9 protein-coding genes are annotated in these 13,753 nt (G+C 65.4%); 2 read left to right on the forward strand and 7 right to left on the reverse strand.

Features of this window, described 5'->3' with window-relative positions; translation table 11 throughout:
• Window positions 1-148 precede the first annotated feature (148 nt).
• On the forward strand, window positions 149-1,420 hold the full coding sequence (gene aspS, locus ACZ5BT_RS01300) for an aspartate--tRNA(Asn) ligase (RefSeq protein ID WP_464884836.1): 1,272 nt from the start codon (window positions 149-151) through the stop codon (window positions 1,418-1,420).
• Here the strand turns inward: aspS and murJ are convergent, their stop codons facing one another.
• From murJ to ACZ5BT_RS01320, 4 genes are all read right to left on the reverse strand, one after another.
• Window positions 1,421-2,893 (reverse strand): murein biosynthesis integral membrane protein MurJ, encoded by a 1,473-nt coding sequence (gene murJ, locus ACZ5BT_RS01305; protein ID WP_464884837.1) that lies wholly within the window; start codon window positions 2,891-2,893, stop codon window positions 1,421-1,423.
• An 84-nt stretch (window positions 2,894-2,977) separates the two neighbouring features.
• Window positions 2,978-5,668, reverse strand: a complete 2,691-nt coding sequence (locus ACZ5BT_RS01310) for an AAA family ATPase (RefSeq protein WP_464884838.1) — start codon at window positions 5,666-5,668, stop codon at window positions 2,978-2,980.
• A complete protein-coding gene (locus tag ACZ5BT_RS01315; RefSeq protein ID WP_464884839.1) occupies window positions 5,649-6,812 on the reverse strand; it encodes a metallophosphoesterase family protein in 1,164 nt (387 codons plus the stop codon). The genes ACZ5BT_RS01310 and ACZ5BT_RS01315 overlap by 20 nt, the downstream gene beginning before the upstream one ends.
• 18 nt (window positions 6,813-6,830) lie before the next feature.
• The gene (locus ACZ5BT_RS01320) at window positions 6,831-8,555 is read right to left on the reverse strand and encodes an ATP-binding protein (RefSeq protein ID WP_464884840.1); all 1,725 of its coding nucleotides are present in this window, start codon (window positions 8,553-8,555) and stop codon (window positions 6,831-6,833) included.
• 71 nt (window positions 8,556-8,626) lie between these two features.
• Here ACZ5BT_RS01320 and ACZ5BT_RS01325 point away from each other — a divergent pair, with 71 nt between their 5' ends.
• Window positions 8,627-9,271, forward strand: a complete 645-nt coding sequence (locus ACZ5BT_RS01325; RefSeq protein ID WP_464884841.1) for a hypothetical protein — start codon at window positions 8,627-8,629, stop codon at window positions 9,269-9,271.
• Window positions 9,272-9,348: 77 nt separating this feature from the next.
• Here the strand turns inward: ACZ5BT_RS01325 and ACZ5BT_RS01330 are convergent, their stop codons facing one another.
• The 3 genes from ACZ5BT_RS01330 to ACZ5BT_RS01340 are packed head-to-tail and all read right to left on the reverse strand — an operon-like array spanning window position 9,349 to window position 13,742.
• On the reverse strand, window positions 9,349-11,256 hold the full coding sequence (locus ACZ5BT_RS01330) for an amylo-alpha-1,6-glucosidase (protein ID WP_464884842.1): 1,908 nt from the start codon (window positions 11,254-11,256) through the stop codon (window positions 9,349-9,351).
• A gap of 11 nt (window positions 11,257-11,267) precedes the next feature.
• Window positions 11,268-12,632, reverse strand: a complete 1,365-nt coding sequence (locus ACZ5BT_RS01335; RefSeq protein WP_464884843.1) for a carbohydrate ABC transporter permease — start codon at window positions 12,630-12,632, stop codon at window positions 11,268-11,270.
• Between the two features lie 15 nt (window positions 12,633-12,647).
• Window positions 12,648-13,742 carry a carbohydrate ABC transporter permease gene (locus ACZ5BT_RS01340; RefSeq protein WP_464884844.1) on the reverse strand — a complete coding sequence of 365 codons (1,095 nt, stop codon included), beginning with the start codon at window positions 13,740-13,742 and terminating at the stop codon, window positions 12,648-12,650.
• Between the last annotated feature and the right edge of the window lie 11 nt (window positions 13,743-13,753).

A 13,753-nucleotide genomic window follows, 5' to 3' on the forward strand; every position in this document is an offset into this window, starting at 1 on the left:
GCTTGACCCGAGCACCGAAAAGCCCATAAGCTTGCATCAGGATGCGTTGGGGACTGAATAACGACAGGTAACGGGGGAAGCACCCTTCCCCCGGTCCACCCGTGGACCGGGGTTTTTCATTACCCCAAGCCCCAGCCAAGGAGGAGCGATGCGGGTACTGGTGAGAGAGTTACCGAAACACGAAGGTCAGGAAGTCGAGGTGTTGGGCTGGCTCCACTGGCGGCGCGACCTGGGGGGCGTGCGCTTTGCGCTGGTACGGGACCGGAGCGGCGTGGTGCAGGTGGTGCTTCCCGGCGGCGGCAAGCTGCCCTTGCAGGAATCGGTGGTGCGGGCCCGGGGCAAGGTGGTGAAAAGCGAGAAGGCACCCGGCGGTTTCGAGGTCCACGCCGAGGGCCTCGAGGTCATCGCCCCTTCCGAGAAATCCCCGCCGGTGGAGATTCCCAAGGAAACCTGGCGGGCCAACCCCGAAACCCTGCTCACCTACCGTTACGTCACCCTGCGGGGGGAGAAGGCCCGCGCCCCCCTCAAGATCCAGGCCGCGCTCGTCCGCGGATTCCGGAAGTTCCTCGACGATCAGGGGTTCACCGAAATCTTCACCCCCAAGATCGTCAAGGCCGGCGCCGAGGGCGGTTCCAACCTCTTCGAACTCGACTACTTCGGCGAGCCCGCCTACCTGGCCCAAAGCCCCCAGCTCTACAAGCAGATCATGGTCGGTGTCTTCGAACGCGTCTACGAGGTGGCGCCGGTGTGGCGGGCCGAGGAACACGCGACCAGCCGCCACCTCAACGAATACCTCTCGCTCGACGTGGAGATGGGCCCCATCGAAAGCGAGGAAACGGTCATGGCCCTCGAGGAATCACTCATCCGGGCCATGCTCGAGGAGGCCCTCGAACACGCGGGCGATGAGATCGAACGCCTGGGCGCCACCTGGCCCCAGGTGCCAGACGAATTCCCCCGGGTGACCTACGCCGAGGCCCGGCGAATCGTAAAAGAGGAGCTCGGAATCGGGATGGGCGCGGATCTGAACGATGCCGCGGAGCGGGCGCTGGGGGAATACTTCTCGAAGAAGTACGGCACCGACTTCATCTTTATCGTCGACTACCCCGAAGAGGTCCGGCCCTTTTACACCATGCCCAAATCGGGGGGTCTCACCCGGGGCTACGACCTCCTCTTCCGTGGCCTCGAGATCACCTCGGGCGGGCAGCGAATCCACAAGCCGGAGTTGCTCGTCGAGCAGCTCCGGAAAAAGGGGATGAACGTGGACGCCTTCCGGGACTACATCGAGGTCTTTCGTTACGGGATGCCGCCCCACGGTGGCTTCGCGATCGGCGCCGAGCGCCTCACCCAAAAACTGCTCGATCTGCCCAACGTCCGTTACGCCAGGGCCTTCCCCCGCGATCGCCACCGGCTCACGCCCTGATCACCGCCACCCTTTGATGGGAAGGCCGCTCAGCCGGGCGACGAGGAGGAAGGCCAAAAGGCCGCCCAGGCCCCCGGCCAAAAGGGGCAGCACGCTGGGAATGGCCCCGGTCGGGGGCCCGGCCTGCCGGGCGAACCATCCGGCCGTCCAGGCGGCCGCGACCGCGGCCGCGGCCAGCCGGGCAACGCCCAGCCCGAGGCCGCGGGTCTCGAGCGAGCGCCTCCGAACGAGCCCCAGCCCGAGGAGAAAAAAGCCCAGCCAGCCGACGGCAACGGTGGCCAAGTTCAGCGCGAACATGCCCCGGGGCGCGAGGAGGTAGTAGCCGAGCGCGTTGAGGAGGAAGAGCACCACGCTGACCCGCACCGCCGCCCAGATCTGTTCCCGGGCGTAATAGGCGCGCAAGAAGAGGGTATAGAGGCCCCAGGGGAAGACCGCCAGCGCCAGCGCCCGCATGGCCTCGAGCGAAAAACGGAAGTTCGCCTCGCTAAAGGCCGGGGTCCAGGCAAAGAGCACCGCCACCACCCAGGGGGCGAGGGCAAACAGCAGCGCCGAGGTCAGCGCGAGCAGCGTGCCCATCCGTTGCAAGAGCTCACCCAGCAGCCGGGAAAAGCGCGCCTCGGACCCGCTGGCAGCGTGCTCGGCAAGACGGGGGTAGGCGGCCATCGCCGGACTCACGGCGAAGAGTCCGAGGACCATCAAGTAGACCATCTCGGCGTTGTAAAACCCGGTCACCGCCGCCGTGGGGTAAGCGGTGAGCAGGGCGGTGAGCACCACGTTGACCACTTGACGGGTGGAGGTGGTGAAGAGGAACGGCACCATGAGCCCGAAGGCCCGGAGCACCTCGGGCGTCAAGCGGAGCTCGAACCCGATTTTGCGCAAGGCACCAAGCTGCACCAACGCCTGCAAGAACCCGCCGACGACGTAAGCGATGGCGATCGACGGGCCCGCCTTGGGAAGGAGCAGCATCAAACCGATCGCCCCCAGGTTGAAGGCGATGGGGGCGAAGGCGGGGGCGAAAAAGCGCTCTTCAGCCTGCAACAGCGCCGAGAAAAGCGCGGAGACGCTCATGGCCAGCAAAAAGGGGGCCACCCAACGGATCAAGGTGGTCACCACGTCGAGGTCGATCTGCGAACCTCGGGCCACGAGGAGCTCGGCAAAAAGCGGGGCGAAAAGCTCAATCAACCCCAGGATCGCGAGGTTGGCGGCGAGCAAAAAAGCGAGGAATCGCCGCTCGAAGACTTTTCGGTCAGCACCGCTTTGGCCCTTTACCACCGGGATCAGGGCGTTGGTCACTGCGCCTTCGGCCAGGATTTCTCGGAAGAGGTTCGGGACCCGGAAGGCGACGTTAAAGGCGTCCTTGGTCGCATCGGGGTAGAGGTTATTAAAAGCGGCCTGGCGGACGAGGCCAAAGGCCCGGGAAAGAAGCGTTCCCGCCATCATCAAGACGGTGTTGGCGCGTATGGAGCGGGCCACAAGGCAAGCCTAAAGGCCGGGGAACAGCGGTGCAAGCGAAAACCGCCCTCCGGCCGGGCGCGGGGCTTTGGGGAGGAAAAGCGCTCAGTCGGACCAGCGCACCCGGCTGCCGGAAGGCGATTTTTCGACCACCAGACGGGCCGGCATGCGCTCGGCCAGTTCCTCGACGTGGGTCACGATCCCCACCAGCCGACCGCGGGTGGGGAGGTCCTCAAGCACTGTCGTCACCACCTCCAACGTCTCCTGATCGAGGGTGCCAAATCCTTCGTCGAGGAAGAGGGCCTCAAGACGTCCCCGGCTCAGATGTTCGGAAAGCGCGAGAGCCAGCGAGAGCGAAGCCAAAAACGACTCGCCCCCGGAAAGCGTGCGCACCGGGCGGCGGGCAGCGGTCCAGGTGTCCTCGACCAGGTAGTCGCCGTCGGCCGAGATGAGCCGGTAGCGGCCCTGGTAAAGGGTGGCCAGCAGCTCGGAGGCCCGCGCCACCAGGCCGCGCTGGTAGTGCTCGATGAGGTAGTCGGGAAAACGATCGGAGCGGAGGTCCTCGCTCAAACGCTGCCATATGGAGAGCTGCCGCCCGAGGTCCGCCAGACGCTTGGTCAGATCCTTCCGACGCCGGGCCAGGACCCGCGCCCGGTCGAGTTTTTCCCTGAGCGCTCCGAGCTGACGCTGCCGCTTGCCGCTTGCGGCCTCGAGGGCCTCGACCTCCGCCCGCAGCTCGGCGAGTCGCGCTGGATCCGGTGGCGTTTCGCCGGCGAGCTCGCGCTCTAGCGCTTGGAGCTGGACCTCGGCCCGCGTCAGGGCTTGCTGCCAGCGATCGAGCTCCGCCTCGAGGGCCGCGATCGCCTGCTCGCTCATCGCCACCCGCCTAAGGGCGTCGGCCGAATCAAACCCCGAGTCCTTCAACAGCCCCGCCAGGCGCGCCTGGTCGCGGGCGTAGACCTTTTCCGCCTCGGCGATGATGCCCTCCAGGCCATGCAGCTCTTGCAAGACGGCGGCCAACGTCTCGTCGAGCGTCTTTTGCTGGCCCAGGGCACGCTCGATCGCACGGCGTTCGTTTTCGAGCCGCCTCTGCCGCTCGGCCGGGTCCTCCTCTCCAAGGGCCTTCAAAAGACCCTGTTTTTGCCCCTCGAGCTCGATTTTGAGCGTGTCCCGGTCCCCCCTACGCAAAAGCTCGCTGCGCTTGGCTTCGAGCGCCGCCTGCGCTTCGCTCAGCGCCGCTTCCCCCCGGGCCACCGCCTCCTTCAGCGCCCCCAGACGGCCCTCAGCTTCCCCGAGCTTGGCCCGGAGCGCTTGATAGGCCTCCCTCAACGCATCGAGCCTTTCTTGCGCTTGCTGCGTATCCCGCTCAAGCTCTGAGAGGTCGACGTCGCTCCCGGGCGCTCGGGGAAGCTCCGTCACCACCTGCCCGCAAAGAGGGCACGGAGCCCCGGCCTTTAAAAGGCGGTGATAGGCCTTGAGCCCGGCGTGGGTCCGGGCGTCCTCGAGTCGCTTTTTCAGCGTCTCGTAGCGGGCCCGGGCCGCCTGCCCCTCGGCTTTGAGCGCCTGCTGCTTTTTTTTGAGGTCCTGCACCGTGCGCTCCAGACGCTCGACCTCGTGGAGCTGGCCCCGGTGCTCCGCCCGCATCTTCCGCAGGTCCTGCGCCTCGCGTTCCAGATCCTCGTAGGCCTTGAGGACCTCGAGGATCTCGCCGACCCGCACCGGGTCAAACGGACGGGCCGGCACCGCCGCCGCTGGCGCACCCAGCTTCGCCCGCCAGCGGGCGAGCTCCTGCAAACGCTTGGCCTCGGCCAGCTCGTTTTGAATCTCGGCCAGCCGGGCCTGACTCGCGAGCTCACCGAGCTTTGCCCGCTCGCGCTCGAGCTGCTCGAGTCGGGCCTTCAACCGCTCGTGCTCCTTACGCCTGCGCTCGAGCTCAAGGGCATCGGCCTGAAGCCGATCCAACTCCGGCAGCAGCCGGGCCGCCACCCGAGCCTGAACCAGGCGTTGCCGCAAGCGCTCGATCTCCTCCGAGCGCGCCTGCAACGCGCTCAGCTCTCGGCGCGCGGCCTCAAGCTGGCCAAAGCGCTCGTGCCGGCGCTCGGCGTCTTCAAGCTCGCGCCGGAGCCGGGAAAGTCGCTTCCGTTCGTTGTGGTCTGCCGCCTCCAGCTTTGCCAGCTCGTCTTCAAGCGCTCCCAGATCTTCGCCCGAGCCCAGCGCCGCGATCTCCCCTTCGATACGCGAACGTTCTTCCAAAATCGCCTGCCGCCGGCTCGAGGCCAATTCGCGCATGGCGGCCAGCGTTTCCAGACCGAAGAGCGAGGCCAGGAGCGCCCGCCGTTCTTTGGGCTCGCCCTTCAGGAAACGGTCGAATTCGCCCTGGGGCAAGAGCACGGCGCGGGTAAAGGCTTCATAGGGCAGCCCCACGATCCGCTCGATGGCGGCGTTCATCTCCTTGACCCGCTCACTCTCGGGCAGCACGCGCCAGTCGCCATCGAGCCGCTCGAGCCGGTGCTCGTTACGCTTGCCGAGCACGCGGGTGACGCGATAGGCCTCGTTGCCGACCGAAAACTCCAGCACCACCCGGGTTTCCAGGGCCGCGGGGTGGCGCAGATCGCCGTAGCCCCGGGCGATCCGGGGGGTCTTGTTGTACAGGGCGAACGCGATGGCGTCGAGGATGGTGGTCTTCCCCGAGCCCGTGGGACCGGTGATGGCAAAGAGCTCGACCTCCTCGAAGCTGATCTCGGCTCTCTCCCGATAAGGGCCAAAGCCCAAAAGCTCAAGCCTGATCGGACGCATGCGCCTCCTCGTAGATCTCTAAAAACGCGGCCTGAAGGGCATCGTCGGGTTCTTCCCCGTAGAGCTGACGGTGGTAGTCAACATACGCCTGATCCCAGGCCGGCCCCTGGACCGAAGCCGGCGCTTCGCCTTCGACGGCCTCGGCCTGGGTCTGGAAGTGCACCTCGAGGACGTGAGGGTTTTCCTTGAGAATGCGCTCCCTGAGCGCCGGATCCCCCCGGCCCTCGATCACCAGCTTGGCGTAGCCGGGAAAGGTCTCGACCTCACCCATTCGCCGCTCGAGCGCCTCGAGGGGAAAACGGAAGGTCTTCAAAGGCTTCCCCCAACGCGCCACAACCGGGTGCACGCGAGTCACACCGCCGGGCTCGAGCTCCACCACCAGCGCCCCCCGCGGTGCGTCCTCACCTTCGCCGAAGTCGAGCTGAACCAGCGAACCCGAATACCAGGCGCGGGGGGCCTCGCTCACCGGCTGCTGACGGTGAATGTGCCCCAGCGCCACGTAGGAAGCGGTGAGGGGCAGGGCATCGGGTTTCACCGCATAGGCGTTGCCCACGTAGAACTTGAACTCCCCCCCACCCAGCTTCAAATGGGCGCCTTCGATGGTGAGGTGGGCGATCATCAGATTCAATCCCCCCGGAACGAAACCCGAGGCCAGGTTGGCCATGACCCGGTCCACGAGCTCGGCATACCGGCCCATGCGCTGACCGGCATCGAGCTCGACCAGGTGCTGGCTCCGCACCAACCGCCGTTCCGACACGAAGGGGAGCATCGCCACCCGCCCCCAGGGCATCCGCCGCACCCCACCCTCCTCGGCCAACCGTAACGCCCCGGCCACGTCGGCACCGGTGAGGGAGAGGATGGGCCCCAGGGCGTCGAAGCGAGCTCTGGAGTCGTGATTCCCCGCCACCGCGAGAAAGGGAACCCCAAGCTCTTTGAGACGCAGGAGAAAAGAGAAGAAGACCGCCTCGGCCTCGGTCGGGGGCCGCGGGTGATCGAAGAGGTCCCCGGCCGCGACCACGAGTTCAATTCGCTCAGACCTGACCAGGCCGATCAGCGCATCCAGGGCAGCGGCGATCTCCGGCGTTCGGTCGCGCCCCATGAGCACTTTCCCCAGGTGCCAGTCTGCGGTGTGCAAAATCCTCATCGGCCACCACGCCCCCGGTCAAAACCCCAACTCGTCGCGGAGCCGACCGGCCGAGACGTCCTCTTTGACCTCGCTCTTTTTGGTCGCCCAGGCGGGATAGGGGAAGGTCACGAGGAGCGGAACCGGGACCTGGGGCTGGTGGAGGATCATGGTGCCTTGGGGCAGGATCATGGCCCGGTCCCGAATGGCGCCCGGGAGGAAGCGGTACTCCGGACGCTCGGCTTCGGCCGCGTCCAGACGCCCGACCACACGGATGGCGGCGTTGGCCACCACCCGCCGCTCGACTTCGCTGGCCGTTTGCTGAGCCCCGATGAGGATCACGCCCAGCGAACGCCCCCGTTCGGCGATGTCGAGGAGGATGTCCTTGATCGGGCTCTCCCCTTCCCGGGGTGCATACTTGTTGAGCTCGTCCAGGACCACGAAGACCTTCCCTCGAAAGCGGTTTTCTTCTTTGGCCTGGAAGACTTCCCGCAAGAGCGAGCCCACAACGAACATCTGGGCCTGCGGCGCCAACCGGTGGATATCGACCACGTGGATTAAGTGATCGCCGGCGAGCGGGTTCGGCGGGTTGCCGGGGCGATCGCCGCGCACCAGCCGCTCGACCGCCTTGGCCGCGGCACGCAACCGACGGATGAAGGCCTCGAGGGTCCCCCGCACTTGACGACCGACCCAGGCCGGGTCGCCGTTGCCTTCGTTGGCCTCGAGGAGCTTGTACTCGATGTAGCGAACGAGGTGGGGAAAGGTGGCGATCAGCGGTCGACCCAACGCGTCAAAGGTGCTGGGCCGGGCCTCGAGGGCCTCCGCATCGTCCCAGTCGTCAACGACGAGGCCGGGGCCGGACTGTCCTTTGGCGAGCTGGGCCAGCTTGGCGCTCACCTGGTCGATCAAAAAACCCAGATTGGTCATCGCGCCCCGGTCGGTGAAGAGGAAGGGCAGGAATCCACCACGCGCGAACTGAACGATATCCCAGTGATAGGGCGTCACCGCGTCAAAACGGTCCACGACCTCGGGAACGATCTCCCCTTCCCCGGGCCCGTGTGCGGGCGGGGCCAAAAACGCCACGCTCTGGAAAGGCTCGGCAGGCAGACCGAGGGCGCGGTAGTGATCCCGATCGTCATCGGAAAATTTCAGGTTCGGCTTGTCGAGGTAGAAGAGATCCTGTCCCTTGACATTGAAGATCAGGGTCCGGGCCTGGCCCGCCTCAGCGAGCACCCCCGAGCGGTAGAGGCTGTGGAGCAAAAAGAGGGCGTAACTGGTTTTGGCGGCCACCCCCGAGATGCCCGAGATGTTGACGTGACCACCCCGCCGACCGTCCAGAAACTCCAGGTTGATATAGGCGGGCTCACCGTTTCGTAACAGCCCCACCGGTAACCGCTCCTGCATATCGTCGTAGTAGAGCGCCCGAAAAAGGCGCTCGCCCCGGGCCAAAAAGACCGGCGACCCAGGACTCGGCGGCAGGTAGTCCTCGGGGTCGAGCCGGGTCACGCTCACGTGAGCCACGTAGGCGGTGTTCACGGGGAGGAGATTGTCTCGCACCAAAAAGGCGTCGGAATCAAACTGGCTCCCCTCGTGGAGCTTGACGACCTGATCGACCATGCCGAAATACCGCACCCGCTGCCCAGCATGCTCGCTCTCGGCATAGACCAGGTCGTCGAGCCTGAGCAAAGCACCGTCTTCCACGCCAACCCAAAACTCAAGGGGCGTCGCCTCCCGGCGACCGAGCACCACTCCGATCGGCTTCATCACCAAATCCATCCTAAACGACCACCCCCGTTAACCTCCCCTTTACCTTCCCCGGGGAAGATGACGTCGCTATGAAGGGAACGAAACTCCTCACCGCAATCGGTTTGGCCCTGGCCCTCTCCGCAGCAGGCACCGTCCTCGCCAGCAGCCACATGACCCAAAGCCAAGGCCCAAAGCTCCCGCCCAGCGTCCAGCAGGCCCTCGATCAGGGCGCCACCGTCACCTTCGTCGACGCGGATGGCAACGCCGTCTGGACCAGCACCCTCGGCCTCGAGCCCAGGAGCGACCTCCTGGCCCTCGCCACCAAGGTCATCGTCTATGACCCAAGCGGCAACGTCGTCCTCGAACTGCCGGTCGTCCTCGGCAACGACAACCACCCCCTGATCCAAACCCAAAACGGCACCGTCGAAGCCGAAGCGTTCGCCAAGGCCATGCTCCAGTCCCCCGGCATGCGCTCGGGCTTTGGCGAGGACTCGGGTCGCCTGGAAGGCTCCGAGCACCGCGGTCAGGACGAGGCCTCGATGCGCGAGGACAGTGAGCACAAAAAGGACGACATGGACCGCTCCGGCTCGATGCGTCGCGGCGACGACCGCCGGGGTCACGACGAGAGCGTGCGTGAAAGCCGCCGGCAGGACGACGACCACCGGGGCTCGATGTCCGAGCGTCGGGGCGGTGACGACCACGGCAAGCGCGAACACGGCGAAAACGACGACTAACGCCTGAAGACCACAGATTTTTCACCGCGAGGTCGGGGAGCAACCCTCCCCGACCTCGCCATTCGACGACGATCCGCCTAAAACCGACCCCGCTTGAGCTTGCCGGAGAAAAAGCCCTCCGGCGGGCTCGGGGGCATGCCCGGTCGCCAGCCCCAGGCCACGCGCAAGAGGTAAATCACCGCCGCAGCGTCCCAGGCCTGGGGGCGGCAGGCCGAAGGATAGGGCACCGGGGGCTCACCGGGCCGCCGGGGATAGCCGCCCACGAGTTCTGGCAAGCGGCGATCGGCCTGGCTGAGCGCGAGATCAAAGAGCGCCCGGGCGACCTTAATGGCCTCGCCCTGAAATCCATATGCGGCGAGCCCGCCGCTAAAGAGCGCGGTATCGTGAGGCCAGACCGAGCCGTTGTGGTAGGAAAGCGGATTGTAACGCTGCTCGCCCGCCCCCAGGGTCCGCAAGCCCCAACCGCTCCAGAGGGCTTCGGAAAAGAGGGTCCTGACCAGCTTTGACGCCGCCCATTCGGGAACGATCCCGCTCCAAAGCAGCTGTCCAGGATCTGAGCTTAAAACCCTGAGGGGCCGCTTGTCGCGATCGAGGGCAAGGGCGTAGGTGGCCAGGTCGTCCAGCCAGAAGCGACGGTGGAACGCTTCCCGAAGCGTCCCGGCCCGGGCCGCCCAGCGGGCCGCACTTTGGGGTTCGCCCAGGGCCTGGTAAAACTCGGCCGCCGCCTTATAGGCCCGGTAAGCATAGCCCTGCACCTCGCTCACCGCGAGGGGGGGCTCTGCGAGCTCGCCGCTGGCGTGGGTCATCGAATCGGAAGAATCCTTCCACGACTGCACCGAGAGCCCCCGCTGCCCCTGGGCCGAGAATTCGAGCAGCCCATCGCCGTCGGCGTCCCCGGCATCGAGCATCCAGGAAAGCGCCGCCTCCCAGGACCCGCGGAGTTCCTCGACCAGCTCGAGCGAGCCCGTCCAGAGCATGTGGGCGTGGAGCAGGATTAAAAAGAGGGGGGTCGCGTCCACAGTCCCGTAATAAGGTCCGAAGGGAACCTCGCCGAGGCGGGTCAGCTCGCCCTGGCGGAGTTCGTGGGGAATCTTGCCCGGGGCCTCGTCGCGCTCGGGAACGCTGGCGCGGCCCTGATGCGCGGCGAGGAAGCGCAACACCGCTTCGGTCACCTCCGGGGCAAAGGGTAGGAGCATGTAGGCGCTCAGCAGGCCGTCGCGTCCAAAGGGCGCGACGAACCAGGGGATGCCGGCCGCGGGATACGGCCCAAAAGGGGTCGCGATCAGAAGGGCCCTGAGGTCATCCACCGCCCGCTCGAGGACCGCCTGAGCTCGAGGGTCATCCAGAACGATCGGGAACTTCGCCCGCCACTCGTCGTACCCGGGCAACGGCGATGCCGCCGGGTCCTCGAGGGGGCTCAAAAGCCGGATCACCGCGCTGATCTGGACCTTTTCCCTGGGGAAAAGCCGGAAACGCCAGCGCCCGTCCACCGGGGGCGGTGAGAGCTCAACCCAGGTGGCAAACGCCAGACCATCTCCGGCCAGGTAGCGAAACCCAACCCGGTCTGCCCCACCAACCCGTTCCACCTTTCGCGGATGGCGCATCCAGCCGCGAACCTCGAAGAGATCGGCGAAGTCTGCCGCCAGCGTGAGGCGGAGATCGATGTCGGCAGGGTTCTGACCCGTATTTTCGAAGACCAGCCGATCGACGATCAGCCCTCGGTTGACCTTCAGCACCCGGCTCAGCCCGACGGCCTGATCGGGCCCAATAAGGCGCGCCCAGTGCTCGACGCGCGTGTCAGGCCTCGGCTCGTGGATGAGCAAAGGGGTGAAGTCCTCGAGGTGCCACACGTACCGGGATAGAAAGCGCGTATCGTGCCGGAAAGCGCCGGTCTCCCCGCCATCCACCCGGCCCTGGGCGTCGAGAACGAGGTAGGTATCGTCTTCTTTAAGCCCACGCGCACCGAATGACCATTGTCCAGCCATCGCTCGCCTCGCTAACCCTTCAAACCGCTAAACGAGACACCCTCGATGAAGTAACGCTGGAAAACGACGAAAAGGACGATGATCGGCACCATGGAGAGGAAAGCCCCGGCCAGGATGAGCCCCCAGTCGCCGACCTGGCCGTAGGCGTTCCGGAAAGAAAGCAGGCCGATGGGCAAGGTGTAGATGTCTTGCGGACTGGTCAAGACCACCAGGGGCCAGAAGAACTCGTTCCAGGTGCCTTGGAACACCAAAATCGTGAGCGCTCCCAACGCCGGGGTCGCCATGGGCAGCACGACGCGGAAGAAGGTCTGGGCGGGACTCGCGCCATCAATCAGCGCTGCCTCCTCGATTTCCTTGGGAATCGATTCAAAAAACTGCTTCATGATAAACACCGCGCTCGAGCCCACGACGCCCGATAGGATCAGCCCCCAAAGACTGTTGAGCAACGTGGGGGCGCCGAAAAGCCGCGACAAGCCGAAAATCCCATCCCGCAGAACCAGATAGTTGGAGATGAAGAGCACCTGACCCGGGACCATCATGGTAAAGAGCATGAGAAGAAAGAGCAGGTGCTTGCCCGGAAATCGCATCCTGGCCAGGGCGTACCCGGCCATGGCAGCGAAGAGGAGGTTCGTGATCACCTTAACCAAGGCAACGAAAAACGAGTTGACCGTCCAACGCCAAAAGAGGCTCTGACCGGTCGAGAGGCTTTTTGACTCCTTGAAGACCCGCACGTAGTTTTTCATCACGTAGCCGACCAGCCCGGGGGTCACGTTGTCCCAGCTCGCGACCCGCCCCCGGCGCTCGATGCGGTTCGGGGCCAGGGTCGCGGAAACGAAGCGCACCCCGGCCCGGAAGGCGCTCCGTGAGAGTTCAAGGTCCACGGGCAAGCGGTCGATGCGCGGCCCCGACCCCGGGTATTCGATCCGGATCCGGTAGCGGTAAAAGGTGCCCGGCTTTTCCGCCAGCGTCCCCGGAACCCGGGCAACCACACGCGGCGCCGCCACCTTGGCGTAATCGGCGGCAAAGGGTTCGTCGACGACCGCGCCCAGCCCCGCCCCGGCCCGGCGACGCGGAATACGCACCTCCGGCGGCTCAGCGCTCGCCCCCTGGGGGACGAAATAGGTGACCTCGAGGACCACTTTTGCCCCGGGGGCAAAACCGCCGAGCCAGGGATCGCCGGCTCCGGCAAGGCCGAGCTTCCAGGCCGCGCGCCAGTTGACCGGACTCACCTGGGCAAAACGGAAGCGGAAGGGCCACTCGAGGGGGTTATCCTTCAAGCTCGCCAGAAAGGACACGTAAAAGGGACCGATGAAGATCAGGCCGAAAAAGAGCAGGGTGCCGTAAATCCATCCCGCTCTGGCCCAACGCCGTCGCATGTAAAAGCGATCCATTCAAAACCCCCGTTCCGACACCCCAAAGCGCCGTTGCAAGAGGACCACCACCAGGGTGAGCAGCGCCAGCACGATGGCCGCGGCCGAGGCATCCCCGACGCGCGGGGTCGCCGCCGAGGGGAAGACGTTGTTGTAGACGTAATAGGCGAGGGTAATCTTGGACTCAAGCGGTGCGGCCGAACCGAAAAGCGCCACCTGGTCAAACAGCTGCAACGTTCCGATCAGCCCCAGGGTGATGACCAGGAAGGTCAAGGGGCGCAGCAAAGGCACGGTCACGTAGCGAAACTGCTGCCAGGGCGTCGCCCCGTCGATCGCCGCTGCCTCGTAGAGATTTTTGGGAACATCTTGAAGCCCGGCCAGATAGAGCAGCATGAAGGTCGGCACCGTGGTGTAGACGTTTTGCAAAATGATTGCCCAGAGTGGGATCGGAATCCCAAGCCAGGTGCGGCGGGTGTTGAGCCACACCAGGTTCACGGCCACGTCGCTCCGCGGTTCCACCACCCCGAACCACCAAAGAAACGCCGTCCCCACGCCGGCGAGCAACAGGGACACGGTGGCCAGCGCGGGGTCAAAAAAGTGCACCGGCAAGCCCCGTCGCCGCTCCCAGATCACCTGCAACGCCTGCAGGAGCAAAAACAGGCCCGCGGCGGTGGCGAGGATCGGCGCGTAGGTCAGGATCCAGCCGCTGGCGAAATTGACGAACCCTTTGCGCTGGTAGAGCCAGAGGAAGATCAAGGTTACGGCCGCGCTCGAGAGGATGCTTGGGATGTAGTAAACGGTGCGGAAAAAAGTGATCCCGACCAGTTTCTGGTTCAGCACGGCGGCGAGGCCGAGGGCCAGCACGGTTTGGGCCAGGGTGACGATCAGCGCATAGGCCAGGGTGTTTTTAAACGCCTGGACGAACAGCGGCTCCCGGAAAAGCGCCAGGTAGTTCGCGAGCCCCACCCATTTGGGGGAATGGAAGAGATCGTAGTCGGTGAAGCTGAAATAAAAGGTCCGCAAAAAGGCAAAAACGAAAAACACGAGCAGGGTGAGGAGGTAGGGGAGCAAAAAGGTCAGGGCGTAGACCGCTTCGACGAACCTCGCTCTTCGCATCGCACTCTCCA

It is taken from the genome of Vulcanithermus mediatlanticus, from assembly GCF_055385885.1.